Origin of the sequence: Marinobacter sp. OP 3.4 (assembly GCF_036224885.1) — a bacterium.
Taxonomy (GTDB): domain Bacteria; phylum Pseudomonadota; class Gammaproteobacteria; order Pseudomonadales; family Oleiphilaceae; genus Marinobacter.
Window position 1 is genome coordinate 45,674 of the sequence record NZ_JAVVLT010000042.1, and the last position, 18,277, is coordinate 63,950.

Sequence of the window (18,277 nt, forward strand, 5' to 3'; positions counted from 1 at the left end):
GCCGGAGCAGGACATGGTTCCGACGGAGCCCGCCACCGAGGCCCCTGATCCGGAAAAAACCGTGAAGAAGGGCGGACTCCTGGTGGTTCTGGTGATTATCCTCAGCCTGGCCGCCTACCTGCTGGCGGACCGGTTCACGCCCGTCACCAGTCAGGCGAGGATTGAGGGGTACGTGGTCGGTGTGGCGCCGGACGTCAGTGGCCGGGTGACCGATGTGTGGGTACGGAACAACCAGGAGGTGATGGCCGGGGATCGCCTGTTCCAGATTGATCGCTCCCAGTACGAGATTGCCCTGGAGAGTGCCCGTACCCAACTGGAGAATGCGGAACGACAGATGGGCGCCGGCAGCGCCGCCGTGGAAGCGGCCCGCGCCAGTCTGCGGGCCGCACAGGCCAATGAGCGCAAGGCCCGCCAGGACGCCAGTCGACTGGAGCGCCTGTATGCGGAAGACCCGGGAACCATCTCCGTACGGCGCCTGGAGATTGCACGGGCAACCCTGGAGCAGTCCCAGGCTGGTGTGACCGCGGCACGGGCGGACATCCAGCGGGCCATCGAACAGATGGGGGGCGATGACGTCGAGAACAATACCCTGTTGAAGGGCGCCCTTACCGCCGTCAACAAGGCCGAGCTGGACCTCCGAAACACGTTGGTCCGGGCTCCGTCCAGGGGCATGATTACCGATCTTCGGGCCGATCCGGGCCAGTTCGCCAGCGCCGGCCATCCCGTGCTGACCCTGATCCCCATCCACGATGTGTGGATCAATGCCGAGTTCACCGAGAACAACCTGGGCCACATCCGGGTAGGCACGCCGGTGGACATTGTGCTGGACGCTGTTCCAGGCCGGATATTCGACGGGGAAATCCGCAGTGTCGGCCTCGGTGTCAGTGATGGCCGGAGCCAGCCGGTGGGTTCCCTGCCCACCATCCAGAATGACCGGGACTGGCTGCGGCAGGCGCAACGTTTCCCGGTGATCATCGAATTCGATACATCCCAGGCGGACGAACTCCGGCAGCAACTGAGGATTGGCGGCCAGGCCACGGTCATTGCCTACAGCGACCAGAGCGCCATCCTGGACTGGCTGGGCCGGCTGTACATCCGCATCAACAGCTGGCTGACCTATGCCTACTGAGACCGCCCGGCCCATGGACGTGGGCCGTCCACCCCTGGCGGCGACCCGGACATTCCGCTTTGCCCTGACCGTGTCACTGGCACTGGCGGCAGGCTATGGGCTGGCGCTGCCGTTTCCATTTTTCGCACCGCTGTTCGCGATACTCCTGGGGGCAACACCGGGGCCGCCGCCGGCTGTCAGGGGATTGTTTGCGCTGGTGATGCTGGTCGTGCTGGCGCTTGGGTTGGGGCTGTTCCTGACTCCCTTCCTTGCCGTCTATCCGATGGCCATCGTGCTGGTGATCGCCGTCTGCCTGTACGGCGCCACCTACCTCAGTGTCGGTGGTGGCAAGGTGCTCCCAGGCATATTGCTGACCATTGGGGTCACCATGATTCCCGCCGCCGGGCTGGTGGAATACGCCCTGGCGGTGGCCGTACTCCAGGGACTGGTGGCGGGTATTGTGGTGGCGGTGCTGTGCCAGTGGCTGGTGTACCCGCTGTTCCCGGAACCGCCAACGCCGGTGAAATCCGTACCGCCTCAGCAACCGTCGGGGCAGGCTCGCTGGATTGCCGCCCGCACCACGCTGATCGTTATTCCCCCGGTGCTGCTGGCCTTCACCAATCCCGCGCTCTACATGGCGTCGATTATCAAGACCGCGACACTGGCCCAGCAGGGCTCCAGGATCAGCGCCAGGGCAGCCGGTCATGAGTTGATCGGTTCGACGTTCCTGGCGGGTCTGCTGGCGGTGGTGTTCTGGTTTGCCCTCAGGCTGGCGCCCACCCTCTGGATGTTCTTCCTCTGGATGTTGCTGTTCGGCCTTTTTTTTGGCGGGAAGCTCTACGGTGCCCTGGCAAGCCGTTTCCCGCCGACATTCTGGCAGAATGTCGCGGTGACACTGATCATCCTGGTTGGGCCGGCGGTGCAGGACAGCGCCTCCGGTAAGGACGTGCAACAGGCATTCGCCATGCGCTTCATCCTGTTTGTGGCCATCACGGTCTATGCGTGGCTGGCGATCATCGTGCTGGAACGTCTGAAGGAACTGGCCGCAAGGCGACGACAATGAAACAGGAGGGCGACCCTTGCTGCTGAACCTGATCATCGGGCTATCCACCATGGCGGCCTGCCTGTTGTTGCAGGCCGTGCTGCTGGTGCTGGCAATCCGTTATTACGTTCGTCATATCCGAGTGGCGACGACATCCTCATTCTGGTCGGCGCTCCGCGTTATCTGCGCTTTCATGGTCATGCTGGTCGTTGGCAACCTGTTGCAATGCACGATCTGGGCCCTGGTATTCATGGTACTGGGAGAGTTTGAGGCATTGTCCGTGGCGGTCTACCACTCCGCCGTGAACTTCGCGACGTTGGGATACGGGGACATTGTGATGTCAGAGCAACACCGCCTCCTGGGTCCGATGGAAGCCATCAACGGCGTCATAATGATCGGGGTATCCACCGCCGCCGTGATGACGGCGCTGCAACACAGTCTGAAAGAGTCCCTGGCGGCCCAGAAATGGACTCTTGAAGAGCGCCGAGACGATCGTGGATCCCGTTGATCCAACGGGATAAGACATGGGATTCGCCATGACATCGGCGCCCAGGCGCAAACTGGAAATTTTTTGAATCCTTTCAATTCAGGGTTGTCCCGTCCTTGAATGAGACCTATAGTGATTTTGACTCATAAACGACATAACCCTGGAGAAGATAGACCAGCAACGCACACCGGCGCCTCGGCCAGGCCCTATCCCTCTGAATGCAGTACGTTTGTTGATCCGTTTCGGCTAACCGGATCTCCCGGCGATTTTCAGGAAGAAAGACGAATACAACAATAAAGGATTCCTGCATGAACTATCCCAACCCGAACACGGCGTTGTGCCGTCGTACGACGTTTGTAGCCACGCTCACGTCCCTAGCTTTCGCCGTTACCGGCTGTGGTGGCGGTGGTGGATCTTCAACACCCGACAGCCTCACCGGTACCTTCGTGGACAGCCCCGTCTCGGGGCTGGACTATGAGGGCGATCAAACGGAGGCCTCCGTTACCGATGAAAACGGCCAGTTCCAGTACCATGAGGGTGAAACCCTGACCTTTGCCATCGGAGACCTGGTGCTGGGGTCGGCAACCGGTGCCGGCACGGTGACCCCGGTGGATATAACCGAAGGCGCCAGTGACGGATCAGACCCCGGCGTGAGTAACCGGCTGGTGCTCCTGCAGACGCTGGACGCCGACGGCGACCTGAACAACGGCATCCAGATTACCGACGCCATCCAGATGGAGGTATCGGCCAGTGCCGACAGCCTGGACCTGAGTCTGGCGCCGGAGGATTTCAGCGCTGCCCTGCAGCCGGTGGTGGATGCCCTGGAAGCCGATAAGGCCTTCACCGACAACAATCCCCGGCCCCGGGCGGTGGTGGCCGCCAGTGATGCGGCCGAGCACTTTGCCCGGTCCATCAGCCCGCGGTTGGTGGTGGAGACTGCCGATGGTGAACTGCGAGGCTTCGAGGCCAGCGCTGATACCTGGCAGTTCCTCGGCATCCCCTATGCCCAGCCCCCGGTCGATGATCTACGCTGGCGCCCGCCCCAGCCCCTGGAACCCTGGGAAGGGGTGCGTGAGGCGGTATCCTGGAGCGACCAGTCAGCCCAGAATCCCGCCCTGCAACAGTTCGGGGAAGGGGGCATGAGTGAGGATTCCCTCTACCTGAACGTTACCACCCCCAAGGAGGCCGATGGGCTGCCGGTGATGGTGTGGTTCCATGGCGGCGGTTTTACCTCCCTGACCGGCAACACCAAACCCTTCAACAACCCGGAGGCCCTGGTGACCAAGGGGGTGGTACAGGTGTCGGTGAACCATCGTCTGGGGCCTTTTGGCTATATCGCGCATCCGGACCTGACGGCGGAAAGCGGTTATGGCGGCTCGGGCAACTACGGTCAGATGGACCTGGTGGCTGCCCTGGGATGGGTACAGGCCAATATCGAGGCATTCGGGGGAGACCCGGACAACGTCACCATCTTCGGGGAGTCCGGTGGCGGCCGCAAGGTGCTGTCGCTAATGGCCTCGCCGCAGGGGGCAGGGTTGTTCCACCAGGCCATCAGCCAGAGCGGGACCCTCTATCCCGACACGCGCAGCCTGGCGGATGCCGAGGCCATCGGCGAGCAGCTACAGAGCAACCTGGGCGCCTCGTCACTGGCGGAAATGCGCGACGCCAGCTGGAGCGAGGTGGTGGCCGCGTCCGCGGAACTGCAGCCCTACACCAACGTCGACAACCACTACCAGCCCTATACCGAGCGGGCGAGCTTCGAGAACGGCAACCAGAACGACGTGCCGTTCATGTTCTCCATCAACACCAACGACACCCCGGACCCGACGGCCACCGCCATTGAGGTCTTCCCCTGGATGGCGCCACTGAACACCTCCGACATGTACGCCACCCTGTTCAGTCACCAACCCGCCGGCTGGCGTGCCCGGGGCGTGGAAGCCTACCACGCGGCGGAACTGGCCTATGTGTTCAACATGCCCCAGAGCGTGGTCACCCACTACCTGCTGGGTCTGGTGATTGATCCGGCCACCGGCGAGTCCCTGGAAATCGACGACCTTAACGGAAGCGGGGTATCCGGCTCGGACGGTGATCCGGCGGACATCCTTGCCTCCGCCGGCTTCGATGGGACCGATGCGGTGGTGATAGACCGGATGCTCACCATCTGGATCAACTTCGCCAAGACCGGCGATCCCGGCATACCGGGTGAGATCGACTATCCGGTCTACGACGCTGCCACTGAGTCCTACGTGGATATCGGCGTGGAGGCGGAAGTGAACAGTGGCCTGGGGGAGGTGCTGGACAATGAATAAGACCGGAAAACGTTTCGTGGAGGTAGTGATGAGTGTTCCAACCGGGCCCCGGGCGTGGCGGACTTTCCTGATGGCCGTGGTGGCGTCGCCAATAGCGCTCACCGGCTGTGGTGGCGATGGCGGCGGCAGTTCTTCGGACGACGCCCGTACCGGCACCTTTGTGGACAGCCCGGTGGCCGGGCTGGATTATAGCGGCCCGGATACGTCCGCCGGACGCACCAACGAAAAGGGCGAATTCCAGTACCAGCCGGGGGAGACCATTACCTTTGCCATCGGCGAACTGGAACTGGGGTCGACTGAAGGGGCAGAGGTGGTGACGCCCCTGACGATCACCAGTGGCGCCGGTTCTGTGGATGATCCCGGGGTCGTCAACCGGCTGATCCTGTTGCAGAGTCTGGATGCCGACGGTGACCTGAACAACGGCATCCAGATCACCGATGCCATCCGTGACCAGGTATCGGCCGATGCTGGCTTGATCGACTTTGGCCAGGCGCCGGAGGACTTCCGGAGCGGCCTGGCCCCGGTCCTGACGGCCTTGGAGGACAGCGGCGGGTTCACCGACCTGGATCCCCGTCCGCGGGAGGCCCGTGACGTGGCGGGTGCAACGCAACACTTCCAGCGTGGTCGCAGTGAAGGCGTCACGGTGGCCATCACCGGGGGCGACCTACGGGGTTTTGAGTCCAGCGAGGACACCTGGCAGTTTCTTGGGGTGCCTTACGGGAAGCCGCCGGTCGGGGAGCTTCGCTGGCGTCCGCCGGAGCCGGCGGAGCCCTGGGAAGGTGTCCGTCAGGCCACGGCCTGGGCGGACCAGTCGGCCCAGAACCCGACCCTGGAATCGGTGAATGAGGGTGGCATGAGCGAAGACTCCCTCTACCTGAATGTCACCACACCCAAGGAGGCGGAGGATCTGCCCGTGATGGTCTGGTTCCATGGCGGGTCGTTCTCCATCCTCTCCGGAAACTCCATGCAGTACAACAACCCGGAAAGCCTGCCTGCCAGGGGCGTGGTCCTGGTGACCGTCAACCATCGGCTGGGGCCATTTGGCTATATCGCCCATCCCCTGCTGACCGAAGAAAGTGGCTATGACGGCTCGGGCAATTATGGCCAGATGGACCTGGTGCTGGCATTGCAGTGGATCCAGGACAACATCGAGGCCTTTGGTGGTGACCCCGACAACGTCACGATCTTCGGCCAGTCCGGTGGTGGCGGCAAGGTATATTCCCTGATGAACTCACCCCAGGCGACGGGCCTGTTTCACAAGGCCATCGTGCAGAGCGGTTTTGCCCCAATGGATGAGGACAGAACCGCCGAGGACTCGCTGGCGGAAGCCGAGGCTATTGGAACCGCGTTGTTCGAGCGGCTTGGGGTAAGCACCCTGGAAGAGGCGCGGGCCCTGTCCTGGACCGAGATTACCCAGGCGGACCTGGACAATAATATCCCGCGCCAGACCTACCGGCCCAACGTGGACAACCACTACCAGACCAGGACCTATTACCAGAATGTGCAGGAGGGGATGCCCAGTGACGTACCGCTGATGGCCGGCGCCACCAATGGTGACTATGACAGTCTGCGGGAGGCCCTGCCGATCTGGCTGGACCAGCGCTCTGCCGCCTACGAGTCCGACCAGTTTGTCTACGTATTCAGTCGGGTGCCTGATGGCTGGAACGCGCTGGGGCTGCGTAGCTGTCACGGTTGTGAGTTGCCCTACGTATTCAATTATCCAGCCGGCATGGTCCAGAATTACTTGTTGGGCCTGGTGCTGACCCCGGAGGGGGCGCAACCGGACATCGGCGATCTCAATGGAAACGGAGTGTCAGGCACCGAAGGGGATGCGGCGGATGTCTTTGCATCGATGCGATACGGTGCGGATGATGTGGCGATTTCCGATCTGACCATGACCTTCTGGACGAATTTCGCCAGGACCGGCGACCCGAGTACGGGCAGTCTGGCGTGGCCGGCCTATACCGGTTTCAATGATGCCTTTATGCACATCGGCCCAAGCAGTGCCGCTGCCGCCGAAACCGGGCTGGAGTCGGCGCTGGAATAAGGGATGGCCGGGGCCCGGGGCATTAGCCGGACCCCGTGTCAGGGCGGCTGGGCTACCAGCCGCCCTTATCGTCCTTGCGGTCCTGTTCCTCGTTCTCTGCCTTCTGCTTCTTGATCCTGGCCATCTTCTCTTTCGAGATGGGCATGTTGGCACTGTCCCTGAGCATCAGCAGGCTGCCGACAACCAGTGCCAGGGCGAGCAGGAGGAATATCCAGCCTATCGTTGGCATATACCGGGTTCCTGATTATCCATGAAATAGGTGTTTATGGTGAACCAGGTTTGGGGGATATGCCAGTGCCGGGAGAGGTCGGTCGGGAAGGGAGGGGCTGACTACCGAACAGCCCCTTGGTTTCTCAGGGAGAGACTCAGTCGCCGCAAATCCGGAGGCCAGTCCCGGTTACCCGGACCGGCTACAGGCGGCGGTCAGTTGGCGTCGACGGTCAGCCCCAACACTTTGGTGGCGTCGGCGGTGGCGCCCATCATCAACATCATACTGACCTGGGTCAGCTCCTCCATGCTGAGGGGCTCTTCCGGCTCGATGGTCACCAGGAGCTGCTCGGGGTTTTCGATAAAGGCGCGGATCTCCCCAGCCACGTCGGAATCACCAAGCTGTTGTTCCATACCGGCCAGGATCTGGGCCTTGAGTTGGTCCGCGGTCACGCCGTTGTTCCTGGCTACCGCTTCCATCATCAGTTCCACTTCACCCTCGTTCTCATAGCGAAGTTGGGTGTGGTTGAAGCGGACACTCTGGAGCTCGGCCTGGATGGCCTGTTGCTGGGCAGGGGTGAAGTCGGTGCTGCCGCTGTTTTCTTTATAGGCAGCCTGTACCGCTTCCCAGCCACCGGAAACATCCGACAGGGTCATCTCATGGTTCAGGCTGCTCAGGCCCTCGGTGGACCAGGTCAGGTTGGAGGCCAGCTCGCCGTTGCCGCTGTCAACGTCATAGCCGAACTGGAAATCCATGGGGTGCTCGCGGTAGTCGACCTCGGCAAAGCTGGACATTTCGGTCAGCAGCTCCTCGTTAAGGATTTGCAGGTTCTCGACGGACAGGCTGAAGTTGTCCGGCAGACGCTCGTTTTCCGTATAGCCTTCCATGACAACGGTGATGTTGTCAGCCTTGAAAATATCGCCTTCCGACTTGCTGCTTACCTGCACACCGTTAAGGGTGGCGGAGCTTGAGAACAGGGAGGAATCGATACTGTCATAGGTGATCACAGCATCGCCATCGCTTTCCTCTTCGATGGTTTCGATCGCTTCCACGACCTTGGCTTCCGCCTGGGAATTGATGAACCTGGATACGGCGACGTAGAGGGCGGCCAGGATCACGACGATCGCGATGGCGATTTTCCCTTTGTTGCTTCCTGACGGGGTTTTGACTGCATCACTCATTGAAACGGTACCTCCTTGATTATTGAGTGGGAGAAGGTTGCAGAAAGTTCATGTAGTGTCAATTAAAAGAGGAATCTCAGATGTAAATTCGATGCACCCCGGGGATGACGTGGCAAGGAAAGGCGGCCGCCAAAGGGCTGGCGTACCAGCTTGGCTTCCGGAGAGACAGGCGAGATGCTGAAAATGGCCCATGAACGACCGGACCAGGGCATGACAGATCAGCCCCGGGGTTCCTCCACTGCCGGTGTCGACAGGGCCAGGGCGCAGAACCGTTCCATCTCCGTGGCCCAGGATTCCACCCGGGCCACGTCCAGATGCACATGGAGGGCGTAGCGCCGGCCACCCCATACCGCCAGGTGAAGGGCCTCCACGGTCTCGGCGGATGGCCCGGGGGAAAGGTCAGGGCAGGCCGCCAGCGTCCGGTGCCAGATGCCCAGCAGCTCATCGTAGGCCCGTTGCTGGTGCCTGGGGTCCGCCACAATCGGCTCCAGTCGCATCATGTCCGGGGAGAACCAGGTCCGGTCCGACTCCAGCCCCGCCAGGTGGCGGATCAGCCCCCGTAGCCGCTGACGCCAGTCCAGGTTATCCGGGGTGATCACCCGTTCCTCGATCCGCTGGAGCAGTTCCTCGATGCAATGGCGGACATAACCCGAGTGCAGCGCCTCCTTGCTGGGGAAATAGTCATAGAAGGTGCCCACCGCGATGCCGGTCTCAAGGGCCACCTTGCGGGTGGTGAGCTGGTCCCAGCCGTCGCGTTGCCAAATCCGAACATAGGCGTCGTAAATGGCCTGTACCGTGAACCGGGCACGGGCCTGTCTCGGCCGCTTGAGCGGCTTGTTGCGGGGGCTATCGGCAGCCTGGGGCTTGGTCATGGGTATTCCGAACCACCTGTCTTCGGGCGCTGGATACAATGATCCTGAAACAGAACGTGTGCAACCGGGTGGCATCGACAGCCTCCCGGTAACACCCATGGTAAACCTTTTACGAGGATCAGGCGCATGACAGACATCACCCGACTGGTGACTGACCAACAGGCACTGGGCGTCTCCAAGCTCATCAACGAGCAGGTTCCGCCGCTGGCGGACGGACAGGCCCTGATGCGGATTCACCGCCTGGCGGTGACCACCAACAATATCACCTATGCCGCCTTTGGCCACACGCCCCACCTGCGCTACTGGGACTACTATCCGGTGGCGGATCAGGGCTGGGGGCAGATGCCGGCCTGGGGGTTCGCGGAGGTGGTGGAGTCCACCGTGGAAGGGGTGGAGCCGGGCGAGCGCTTCTATGGCTTCTGGCCCATCGCCACCCATGTGGTGGTGGATCCGGTCCGTGTCAGCCAGCGGGGGTTCTACGATGGCCGTGACTACCGCCTGGAGCTGGTCTCGGCCTACAACCAGTACCAGCGGGTGCATACCGATGCGGCCTATCGTCCGGAGAACGAGGACTACCAGATGCTGTTGCGGCCACTGTTCATCACTTCGTTCATGCTGGCGGATTACCTGGAGGACAACGGATTCTTCGGTGCCCGTCGCGTGGTGATTTCCAGCGCCTCCAGCAAGACCGCCTATGGCACCGTGTTCTGCCTACAGGATCGCGACGATCTGGACGTGGTGGGGCTGACCTCAGCGTCCAACAAGGCCTTTGTGGAAGGTCTGGGCTGCTACGACCAGGTGGTGGGCTATGACGGTATCACCGGTCTCGATCCGTCGGTGCCGACTATGTATGTGGACTTTTCGGGCAATGACGGGGTCAGGGCCACCATCCACCACCACCTGACAGAGCAACTGGTCCACAACTGTTATGCCGGTTCCGCCCACAATCACGAACATATCAACGAGGCGGAATGGACGCTTCCAGGGCCAGCGCCCCGGCGCTATTTCGCCCCGGACCAGATTCGCAAGCGTAATGCGGACTGGGGTCCGGCGGAGGTGACTCGCCGGTTCAACGAGGCCCAGCTGGCCTTTATCGACCGTGTCCAGCAGCCAGATTCGCCCTGGCTCACGGTTGAGGAACACCAGGGGCTGGAAGCCGCGCAGACACTGATCCAATCACTGGTGGATGGCCGGGTTGATCCGGTCAAGGGCCACGTTGTTGTCCTGTAGATACCGGTAGGGGAAGGCCCTGCCAGGGCAGGGCCTTCCAGAGGAACCGTCAGTTGAAGATGTTCTGGTGGATAACGCTTTCGCTCTCGTTCACCAGGTTCTTGCTGACGCTCTGGATCACCGACTTTTCCAGGGGACCGTTGAGCTTCTGGCGGATAACGCCCAGGAAGTGAGGGCTGGCCACCAGGATCAGGTCGCTGAAGCGGCCTTCCTGTCGGGCCTTCTCCAGGGTCTGGACCAGTTCCCCGGCAAACGCGGCTTCCTCCTGGACGGTAGCGCTGGCTTCCGACATGGCATGGCCCTGCGCCAGGGATTCCCGGGAGCGACCGGGCTGGTCCGCTACCAGTTCACTTTCCTTGAGCCGACTCTCGGGGTGCTCCAGTCGGGTAACTTCGGTAGGTACGGCCGTGCGGGCCGTGGTAGCCAGGATCCGTGCGTGGGCACTGTCGGCGACCAGAATCCAGATCTTTTCCATTGCGTCCTCCACGTCGTTGGTGGGTGAGTTCGGCTCATGACGTGAGTATGGATCAAATCAGCGCTATTTGTGATGTTACGAGAAATTGTGTGCTCCCGATACCGTTGGCTGGACGCCGTCTTCGGTCACCAGATGAAGGCCCTCCGCAAAGGGAACGGCTTCGAAGAGTTCCCCGGAATAGGCTACCTGCCGGACCCGTTTGCGTGAGTCACCGAGTACGTATACCGGTTTCCCGGCGGCCAGCAGGGCCTTGGCTATCCGCCTGCTGCCAACCTTGTTGACGAAACAGCGGTCATCGTACTGGTCCACTCCCAGCCAGGCGGCGTACAGGGATGGGGCCAGTCTGGCGACATCCCCGTCATTCACCAGTTCGCAGGCGATTCCCCGATCCTGCAGGAACCGGTGCTGGGTTGTGCCCTCGCCCCCGGGCAGGGAACGGGTCTGACAGAAGCGTATGGTCGGCTCGGCCTGGTGCACCTGCTCGATGGCGGACAGCAACATGCCGCTGTGGCTGTGCAACAGGACCCGGGCACCCTTCCAGTCGCCCAGTGAGAGCAGTTGGCGGGCCACCCGGGTGGGGATGTCCGACCACCGGTGGATATAGTCGTCCAGCCTGGCCTGGAAATCGTCGCCCGGTTCGGTCCCCAGGGTGTCCAGGAGGTGATGGACCACCACCATGGAGTGGTCGATGGTCCTCAGCGCCTCAAGCGCCCATCGCCGCTGGGCCAGGGACGGTGTGTCGGGACCCCGGTCAGCCAGGGCATCGATGATCCACTGAACAAGGGTGGATGAGCCGTGTTCCCGGTCCGCGATGATGGTATTGATGCGTTCGGTAAAACGATCCATGGCAATCCGCCTGGGTGTATCGGAATCGTGTGATGACGTCGCGATATCAGTGACTCCTGAACCGGGAAGGTTACTCCAGTAACAGTCACCCGGCACGGAGCATCTCTCACGCGCTTTCCGGGCCAGAGGCCCATCACAATTTTCCGAAAGTTCATTTTTTCACCATTGTTTCAGTGTGCCTGGGCGACTAGTGTCCGGAATGAACATTCAGTCCGAGTGTTCCTCCCGCAGGCCGGGAAAGCCGTACGGCCAATCATACGGACGTCGAGTGAAACGGAGCTTTGACAATGATGAAAACAAGAGCCTATATCCTGCCGGCATTGCTGGCTACTCCCCTGGCAGCGTTCGCCATCGGAAGCGGTGGCGGTGGCACACCGGACCCGGATCCCGACCCGGGAGCCGCCTGCGACAGCAACCAGTTGTCACCGGGCACCACCAATCGCTCCATCATGGTTGATGGGCGTCGCCGGGACTATATCCTCCACGTGCCTGACAGCTACACGGGGGAGAATGATGTGCCCCTGCTGCTGGATTTCCATGCCCTGAGTTCCGGTGCGGACTACCAGAGCGAGAATTCCGGCACCGCCGATGTGGCCGACGACGAGGGCTTTATCGTGGCCTATCCCCAGGGGATTGATAATGCCTGGAATATCGGCCCCTGCTGTACCGAGTCCCGTCAGGTGGACGATGTGGCGTTTGCCCGTGCCGTGGTCGATGAGATCAGCGCCCAGTCGTGCGTCGACGAGAAGCGCGTCTATGCCACCGGCTATTCCAATGGCGGTGGTATGTCCTACAAGCTGGCCTGCGATGCGGAGGATCAGTTTGCAGCGGTTGCACCAGCCGCCTTCGACATGATCGAAGAGTTGCAGTGCGAGCCGCAGCGGCCGGTGTCGGTCTTTGCCGACCGGGGACAGCTGGACTTTATCGTGCCCTACGATGGTGGTCGTTCCACGCCACCTACTTCCTACAATCTCGACCCGATCCACTTCCTGGGGGCCGAAGGCTCGTTCGAGAAGTGGGGCGAACTGAACAACTGCAGCGGCAGCCCACAGAGCATCGGCAATGGCTGTGAAGCCTACAGCAACTGTGACGGTGGCACCGAGGTGGTGCTGTGCACCTCACGTTTCGGTAGCCATAGTGCCTGGGATGCGCAGCAGAGCTGGGACTTCCTGAAGGACCACAGCCTGCCCTGATCGCCGGGCCGCTGATTATGACGAGACCCCCGCCACGGCATTGCCCGGCGGGGGTTTTTTGTGGCTCCTGAATACCCCGATGTTAATCAGGCTCCCGCCAGTTCCGGATCCATGGGTAGTCGGGCCGGATGGTAGGGCTCCGCATTGAAGGCGGTGGCCTGGATCTGCACCAGCTTGCGGTTGCCCTGTTCACCATTCATCCGCCAGTGCCCAATACGGACATTGTCCACCAGGGCGATATCCCCTTTTTGCCAGGCCATCAGCCGGGCCCGGCGGAAGATGGCTTCGAAGACCTGACGCTGCTCGTCCTCGGTCCAGGGCACCGTGTTGCCCTGGTCATCGCATAACCCCCAGGAGAGATCCATGCCCTCGGCGGTGGAATCGAGTCCGATCTCTCCCCGCCCGGTAAACACCGCGCGGGCCGCATCCCGCACCGGTCGGTTGGTGTTGCGGGCGAAAGCCCAGGGCTGGAGGCATACCCTGCCGTTCTCCGGCACGGCGCAGGTGGCCGGGCAGGGGGGCAGGGCCATGTCGGCAAGCCCGTCCTCCCGCTCGGTGACCTGGAACGGACTCAGCCTGAGGACCAGGCGATCCAGCGGGTTGAGTTTCCGGGCCGAGCGGTAGCTGAAGCGGTTCCAGGCGGTGTGGAACCGGGCCCGCAGGGCGGTGGGCAGATCCAGGTAGGCCTGGTTGAGGTCCGCCATGCCGGTTTCCGCCAGGTAGGGGGCGGGCTCAATACAGCACAGGGCGATATAGCGGGAGCGTTCCGACCGTACGCCTCCCTCGGTGTGAGGGCCCTGGATGGAGGACTCCACCGGGCCCAGGCGAACCGTGTCCCTGTCCAGGTAGCGCCGGTAATCACCACCGCCCACCAGGCCTTCGCTGTATTTCCTCAGCCAGCTGGTCACTATCCCGGGGGTCTTTTTCAGGTTGAAGCCGTTCCAGACTTCCAGGCCCAGGCTGCCGGTGACCAGCTCGTGGAACTGCTGGTGGCTGTGAGGCTGGAACCCCCGGAACAGGAGGACGCCGCGCTCCGCGATATGGTCCAGGAAGTAGTCCCGGTTGTCGCGGAGCAGCCGACCCAGGGCGTTGATGCTGTTGTCTCCGGAAGGCGTGTAGGTGGTAACGAAATCGTGGGTATCCTCCCGGACCAGTCCGTCAGGAGTGGAGTTCCGGTTGTGCATGACGCGGTCCTTTGGTTGTCGGTATCCGTATGGCGCTGTCGCGGGGTTCGACGCCGGGAGAGTGCGCGACAAGCCGGCTGATCTGTTGTTCGACCCCGGCATGGAGCGCGTCCACGAATGCCGGATCGGTAATGGGTTGCGGGTAGACAAACCCGAAATGGAGTTTGTCGTTGAAGAAATGGGTTTCCAGGCAGACCACCGGTATCGGCAGGAAGTGGGCCGAGGGGATCACGCAGGCGGATTGGACCCTGATGTTGCCGTAAGTCGGTCGGATCATCAGCCGGCCGAGATTGGTGAGATGCAGGTTGGTGCGGGCGATCCGCGCGGCGGTTCCCACCAGGGCCTCCGGTTTGCGCCTTAGCCTCAGGGCCAACTGTTTCATCCACACCCCGAAGGCAATATGGTCGGCGGTGTAACGGGACTGGACATCCCGATTGGCCCTGTCCGCCAGGGACCATAGGTTGGTGTCGGGGCTGACGGACAGGCGAGACTCCACGCCACTGACGAAGTAGCCGATGTCCTGGTCGAAGCTGCCGGTCAGCTTGCTGCGAACGTTGACGGCGGTGCTCAGGGACATGCTGCGGGGCCCCTGGTCCTGGTCCGAGAGCGCCTGCCGGGAGGCCATCAGGCTGATGGCGGCGATGACCCCGTGCAGGCTCTGTTTCTGCCGGCGGGCCGTTTCGATGATGACCCGGCTGCGGTGCGGGTCCAGTTCCATCAGCCGGAAGCCGGTGGTCAGGGGCTCGCCGGACACATAGCCGGGGTTCACCGGTGTCCGGAAGGATGGTGGCGCCGGGGTCAGTGCCTGACGGGCCATTGAGGCCAGCCCCCTGGCCACGACCTTGAACCGGCCGGAGCTGGCCAGGAATTGCTCGTAGCTGTGGCACAGGGGGCGGACGGCGGGACGGGGCTCCTCACCGGAACAGAGCCTCAGCACCTGATCCACGATCAGTTGCAGTGACAGGGCGTCGGTAATGGCATGATTGCAGGTAATGACCAGCTCCGACCGGTCAAAGCCGTGGACCAGTGTCGCCCGCCAGAGGGAGGTGTCATCCGGCGAGATCGTGGCATCCAGCTCTTCCCGGACCAGGGATTGCCAGTGCTGTTCCGAGAGCCGGGTGACCACCCGCCACGGCATGGTGGGCAGGGGGCTGAACACAAACTCCGGTGTTCGCCCCCGGTGGTTGACCCTGGCCCGGAGCATGGGGTGGGCGCTGGCGGTCAGGTGCAGAGCCTCGGCCACCCGCTGGGGATCGATCTCCCCCTGCAGGCGGCAGACAATCAACGCATTGTTGGAGGCAACCTCGCTCAGGCGGAGCCATAGCTGCTCGCCGTAGCCCGTTCCCCTGGGAGCCGGTGTTACGGAAATTGGCATATTCATTTGGTAAGCCTCGGGTCCAGTTCCGTTGGTGTGGAAACCATGCCCCGACGCAGCCGCCCGGTCACGTTATATACTCTTAAGAGTCTGAAATTGTGAGCTGTTTTCGGTTGATGTGACCTGGTCGACCATGCAGCGGAAAGCCGCGATCGGGGCATGGGGCAGGAGGAAGGACAAAAGCATTGGCAATTCAGCCATCTGCCTTCCGGAAATGTTGGCAGGTTCCTGTTTCAGTCGGGTGATTTCGCTATACTTTCGTTAATCTCCAGGCCATGTCGAACGGTGTGTGGCGTGGCTGACTATTGATGAGGTGTGGATGCGTTTTTCCGGTAAAGCCCTGACCACCGGTGCCATTTTCTGTCTGTCCCTGATCCTGCCCTGGTCGTCGGCGATGGCGGATTCCGTGCGTCGTATCGTTCACTCCGATGGACGGGTGGAATTCACCAATGCCCCGTCGGGCCAGTCGGCCCGGGCCAGTACCGGTGATGAGACGGTGTACAAATTCACCGATGAGAACGGCGTGGTCACCTTCAGCGAAGCACGGCCCGACGGCAGTAAATACGATGTAATCCGGTTCGAGTGCTATGCCTGCAAACCGGATTCCCGGGTGAACTGGCACCAGACGCCGCTATTTGTGGGCCGTTACCAGGAGGCGATCGAACAGACCGCACGGGAATTCGAGGTGGACCCGGCGCTGGTACAGGCGGTTATCCACGCCGAGAGTGCCTTCAATCCCCAGGCGGTCTCTTCCAAGGGCGCCCAGGGGCTGATGCAACTGATGCCGGCCACGGCCCGGGACGTGGGGGTCAGTGACGCCCTGGATGCGGAGCAGAACATTCGCGGCGGGGTTCATTACCTGGCCCGGATGATCGATCAGCATGATGGCGACATCAGGCTGGCCACGGCGGCCTATAACGCTGGCCCGGGGGCGGTCAGACGTCATGGCGGTATCCCCCCGTATGCCGAGACCCGCGCCTATGTGAAACGGGTTGGCATCCTGCACGAACGCTATCGGCTGGCCTCCAATTAAGGCTCCGTTCGCCGGGGCGGCCGTATAGGAAATGTTCGATTTATACCCATATACCATCGAAGGCAGTGCTTGCGGCCTGAGCTAGACTTTCCCATATTGAATGCATTGAGCCTGCACCGGGAGGAGTCATGAGCGCAAACGCTGACCAGAATGTACGACCTGATTACGACGACCTGCTCAAACAGATTGCCGACTATGTACTGCACTACGCCATCGACAGCGACGACGCCTGGAACACAGCCCGCCACTGCCTGATGGATACCCTCGGATGCGGGCTGCTGGCCCTCCGGTATCCGGAATGCACCAAGCACCTGGGACCGCTGGTGCCGGGTACGGTGGTCCCCCAGGGCGCCCGGGTGCCGGGTACCTCCTTCGAGCTGGACCCGGTCAAGGCGGCCTGGGATATCGGCTGTATCGTGCGCTGGCTCGACTACAACGACACCTGGCTGGCGGCGGAGTGGGGGCATCCATCCGACAACCTGGGGGGCATCCTGGCGGTGGCCGACCACCTGTCCCGCAGGCGGGTGGCCAACGGCCAGTCGCCGCTGACCATGAAAACGGTGCTGGAGGCCATGATCAAGGCCCATGAGATCCAGGGCATCCTGGCGCTGGAGAACTCCTTCAACCGGGTGGGCCTGGATCATGTGGTTCTCGTGAAGGTGGCCTCCACCGCGGTGACCGCCTGGCTGATGGGGGCCAGCCGCGAGCAGTTGCTGTCGGCCCTGTCCCATGCCTGGGTGGACGGGCAGTCACTGCGCACCTATCGCCATGCCCCCAATGCCGGTTCCCGCAAGTCCTGGGCGGCCGGCGATGCCACCTCCCGGGCGGTGCGGCTGGCGGATATCGCCATGCGGGGCGAGATGGGCATTCCTGGCGTGCTGACGGCACCGCAATGGGGCTTCTACGACGTGCTGTTCAGCAAGACCAACCGGGATCAGGCCCTGAAACCCGAGGACCAGCGCCAGTTCTCCCTGCCGCAGCCCTTTGGCAGCTATGTGATGGAGAACATCCTGTTCAAGATTTCCTTCCCCGCCGAGTTCCATGCCCAGACCGCCGCCGAGGCGGCGGTCATTCTCCACCCACAGGTGAAGGACCGGCTGGCCGATATTGACCGGATCGAACTGACCACCCACGAATCCGCCATCCGCATTATTTCCAAGCAGGGCCGGTTGGCCAACGCCGCCGACCGGGACCACTGCCTGCAGTACATGGCGGCGGTGCCGCTGATTTTCGGCGAATTGACGGCGGATCATTACGAAGATGGATTCCATGAGGCCCATCCGGAGATTGACCGTATCCGGGACCTCATGGTGGTAACCGAGGATGAGCGATACAGCCGCGAGTACCTGGAGCCGGACAAACGGTCCATCGCCAATGCCATACAGGTGTTCTTCAGGGATGGTAGCAGCACCGAACGGGTGGCCGTCGAGTATCCCATTGGTCATCGCCGTCGGCGGGAGGAAAGCATCCCCCTGCTGGAGGAGAAATTCCGCAGCAATCTGGCAACCCGGTTCCCGGGGCAGACCTGCCGGCGTATCGAGTCCCTGTGCGGCGACCATCCATCCCTGGAGCAGACCCCGGTGCCAGCGTTCATGGACCTGTTTGTGATCTGAAGGGGCTAGTGTCCCGTCCGGGTAATTCGTTAACCTACTGAGCCACTGAGGGCCTTGAGAGCAAGGCGCGGTGG

16 protein-coding genes are annotated in these 18,277 nt (G+C 62.2%); 9 read left to right on the forward strand and 7 right to left on the reverse strand.

The window, feature by feature from the left end; genetic code table 11:
- Window positions 1-13 precede the first annotated feature (13 nt).
- From RO069_RS08195 to RO069_RS08215, 5 genes are all read left to right on the forward strand, one after another.
- Window positions 14-1,129, forward strand: coding sequence for an HlyD family secretion protein (locus RO069_RS08195; protein ID WP_328186663.1), 1,116 nt, complete (start codon window positions 14-16; stop codon window positions 1,127-1,129).
- Window positions 1,119-2,171 carry a DUF2955 domain-containing protein gene (locus RO069_RS08200; RefSeq protein WP_328186640.1) on the forward strand — a complete coding sequence of 351 codons (1,053 nt, stop codon included), beginning with the start codon at window positions 1,119-1,121 and terminating at the stop codon, window positions 2,169-2,171. Before RO069_RS08195 ends, RO069_RS08200 begins: the two co-directional genes overlap by 11 nt.
- 16 nt (window positions 2,172-2,187) lie before the next feature.
- The gene (locus RO069_RS08205) at window positions 2,188-2,658 is read left to right on the forward strand and encodes an ion channel (protein ID WP_328186641.1); all 471 of its coding nucleotides are present in this window, start codon (window positions 2,188-2,190) and stop codon (window positions 2,656-2,658) included.
- A 287-nt stretch (window positions 2,659-2,945) separates the two neighbouring features.
- Window positions 2,946-4,946 carry a carboxylesterase/lipase family protein gene (locus tag RO069_RS08210; RefSeq protein WP_328186642.1) on the forward strand — a complete coding sequence of 667 codons (2,001 nt, stop codon included), beginning with the start codon at window positions 2,946-2,948 and terminating at the stop codon, window positions 4,944-4,946.
- Between the two features lie 28 nt (window positions 4,947-4,974).
- Window positions 4,975-6,993: a carboxylesterase/lipase family protein gene (locus RO069_RS08215; protein ID WP_328186643.1), complete on the forward strand. Its 2,019-nt coding sequence runs from the start codon at window positions 4,975-4,977 to the stop codon at window positions 6,991-6,993.
- Window positions 6,994-7,045: 52 nt separating this feature from the next.
- Here the strand turns inward: RO069_RS08215 and RO069_RS08220 are convergent, their stop codons facing one another.
- The 3 genes from RO069_RS08220 to RO069_RS08230 form a co-directional block, all read right to left on the reverse strand.
- A complete protein-coding gene (locus RO069_RS08220; RefSeq protein WP_328186645.1) occupies window positions 7,046-7,222 on the reverse strand; it encodes a DUF2897 family protein in 177 nt (58 codons plus the stop codon).
- 194 nt (window positions 7,223-7,416) lie between these two features.
- Window positions 7,417-8,382, reverse strand: a complete 966-nt coding sequence (locus RO069_RS08225) for a hypothetical protein (RefSeq protein ID WP_328186647.1) — start codon at window positions 8,380-8,382, stop codon at window positions 7,417-7,419.
- Window positions 8,383-8,600: 218 nt separating this feature from the next.
- Window positions 8,601-9,254, reverse strand: a complete 654-nt coding sequence (locus RO069_RS08230; protein ID WP_328186648.1) for a TetR/AcrR family transcriptional regulator — start codon at window positions 9,252-9,254, stop codon at window positions 8,601-8,603.
- A 126-nt stretch (window positions 9,255-9,380) separates the two neighbouring features.
- On the opposite strand from RO069_RS08230, the gene RO069_RS08235 reads away from it, so the two are divergent.
- Entirely contained in the window at window positions 9,381-10,484 is a 1,104-nt protein-coding gene (locus RO069_RS08235) for a DUF2855 family protein (protein ID WP_328186649.1), read from the forward strand.
- A 49-nt stretch (window positions 10,485-10,533) separates the two neighbouring features.
- On the opposite strand, the gene RO069_RS08240 is transcribed toward RO069_RS08235, so the two are convergent.
- Window positions 10,534-10,959, reverse strand: coding sequence for a host attachment protein (locus RO069_RS08240; protein WP_328186651.1), 426 nt, complete (start codon window positions 10,957-10,959; stop codon window positions 10,534-10,536).
- A 75-nt stretch (window positions 10,960-11,034) separates the two neighbouring features.
- Window positions 11,035-11,805 (reverse strand): hypothetical protein, encoded by a 771-nt coding sequence (locus RO069_RS08245; protein WP_328186652.1) that lies wholly within the window; start codon window positions 11,803-11,805, stop codon window positions 11,035-11,037.
- 287 nt (window positions 11,806-12,092) lie between these two features.
- Here RO069_RS08245 and RO069_RS08250 point away from each other — a divergent pair, with 287 nt between their 5' ends.
- Window positions 12,093-12,998, forward strand: a complete 906-nt coding sequence (locus tag RO069_RS08250) for an alpha/beta hydrolase family esterase (protein ID WP_328186654.1) — start codon at window positions 12,093-12,095, stop codon at window positions 12,996-12,998.
- An 86-nt stretch (window positions 12,999-13,084) separates the two neighbouring features.
- On the opposite strand, the gene RO069_RS08255 is transcribed toward RO069_RS08250, so the two are convergent.
- Both RO069_RS08255 and RO069_RS08260 read right to left on the reverse strand, forming a co-directional pair.
- On the reverse strand, window positions 13,085-14,182 hold the full coding sequence (locus RO069_RS08255; protein ID WP_328186656.1) for a TauD/TfdA family dioxygenase: 1,098 nt from the start codon (window positions 14,180-14,182) through the stop codon (window positions 13,085-13,087).
- On the reverse strand, window positions 14,157-15,563 hold the full coding sequence (locus RO069_RS08260; RefSeq protein ID WP_328186657.1) for a condensation domain-containing protein: 1,407 nt from the start codon (window positions 15,561-15,563) through the stop codon (window positions 14,157-14,159). The genes RO069_RS08255 and RO069_RS08260 overlap by 26 nt, the downstream gene beginning before the upstream one ends.
- Before the next feature lie 313 nt (window positions 15,564-15,876).
- Here RO069_RS08260 and RO069_RS08265 point away from each other — a divergent pair, with 313 nt between their 5' ends.
- Both RO069_RS08265 and RO069_RS08270 read left to right on the forward strand, forming a co-directional pair.
- Window positions 15,877-16,590 (forward strand): transglycosylase SLT domain-containing protein, encoded by a 714-nt coding sequence (locus RO069_RS08265; RefSeq protein WP_328186659.1) that lies wholly within the window; start codon window positions 15,877-15,879, stop codon window positions 16,588-16,590.
- Between the two features lie 128 nt (window positions 16,591-16,718).
- Complete coding sequence (locus RO069_RS08270) at window positions 16,719-18,203, forward strand: bifunctional 2-methylcitrate dehydratase/aconitate hydratase (protein WP_328186661.1); 1,485 nt, start codon at window positions 16,719-16,721, stop codon at window positions 18,201-18,203.
- The last annotated feature ends 74 nt before the right edge of the window (window positions 18,204-18,277 follow it).

Excerpts from the sequence above, each read along its gene's own strand:
- RO069_RS08200 (WP_328186640.1), top strand. The coding sequence starts at position 1,119 with ATGCCTACTGAGACCGCCCGGCCCATGGACGTGGGCCGTCCACCCCTG.
- RO069_RS08220 (WP_328186645.1), bottom strand. The coding sequence starts at position 7,222 with ATGCCAACGATAGGCTGGATATTCCTCCTGCTCGCCCTGGCACTGGTT.
- RO069_RS08210 (WP_328186642.1), top strand. The coding sequence starts at position 2,946 with ATGAACTATCCCAACCCGAACACGGCGTTGTGCCGTCGTACGACGTTT.
- RO069_RS08195 (WP_328186663.1), top strand. The coding sequence starts at position 14 with ATGGTTCCGACGGAGCCCGCCACCGAGGCCCCTGATCCGGAAAAAACC.
- RO069_RS08240 (WP_328186651.1), bottom strand. The coding sequence starts at position 10,959 with ATGGAAAAGATCTGGATTCTGGTCGCCGACAGTGCCCACGCACGGATC.
- RO069_RS08225 (WP_328186647.1), bottom strand. The coding sequence starts at position 8,382 with ATGAGTGATGCAGTCAAAACCCCGTCAGGAAGCAACAAAGGGAAAATC.
- RO069_RS08215 (WP_328186643.1), top strand. The coding sequence starts at position 4,975 with ATGAGTGTTCCAACCGGGCCCCGGGCGTGGCGGACTTTCCTGATGGCC.
- RO069_RS08260 (WP_328186657.1), bottom strand. The coding sequence starts at position 15,563 with ATGAATATGCCAATTTCCGTAACACCGGCTCCCAGGGGAACGGGCTAC.
- RO069_RS08265 (WP_328186659.1), top strand. The coding sequence starts at position 15,877 with ATGCGTTTTTCCGGTAAAGCCCTGACCACCGGTGCCATTTTCTGTCTG.
- RO069_RS08270 (WP_328186661.1), top strand. The coding sequence starts at position 16,719 with ATGAGCGCAAACGCTGACCAGAATGTACGACCTGATTACGACGACCTG.
- RO069_RS08235 (WP_328186649.1), top strand. The coding sequence starts at position 9,381 with ATGACAGACATCACCCGACTGGTGACTGACCAACAGGCACTGGGCGTC.
- RO069_RS08245 (WP_328186652.1), bottom strand. The coding sequence starts at position 11,805 with ATGGATCGTTTTACCGAACGCATCAATACCATCATCGCGGACCGGGAA.
- RO069_RS08250 (WP_328186654.1), top strand. The coding sequence starts at position 12,093 with ATGATGAAAACAAGAGCCTATATCCTGCCGGCATTGCTGGCTACTCCC.
- RO069_RS08255 (WP_328186656.1), bottom strand. The coding sequence starts at position 14,182 with ATGCACAACCGGAACTCCACTCCTGACGGACTGGTCCGGGAGGATACC.
- RO069_RS08230 (WP_328186648.1), bottom strand. The coding sequence starts at position 9,254 with ATGACCAAGCCCCAGGCTGCCGATAGCCCCCGCAACAAGCCGCTCAAG.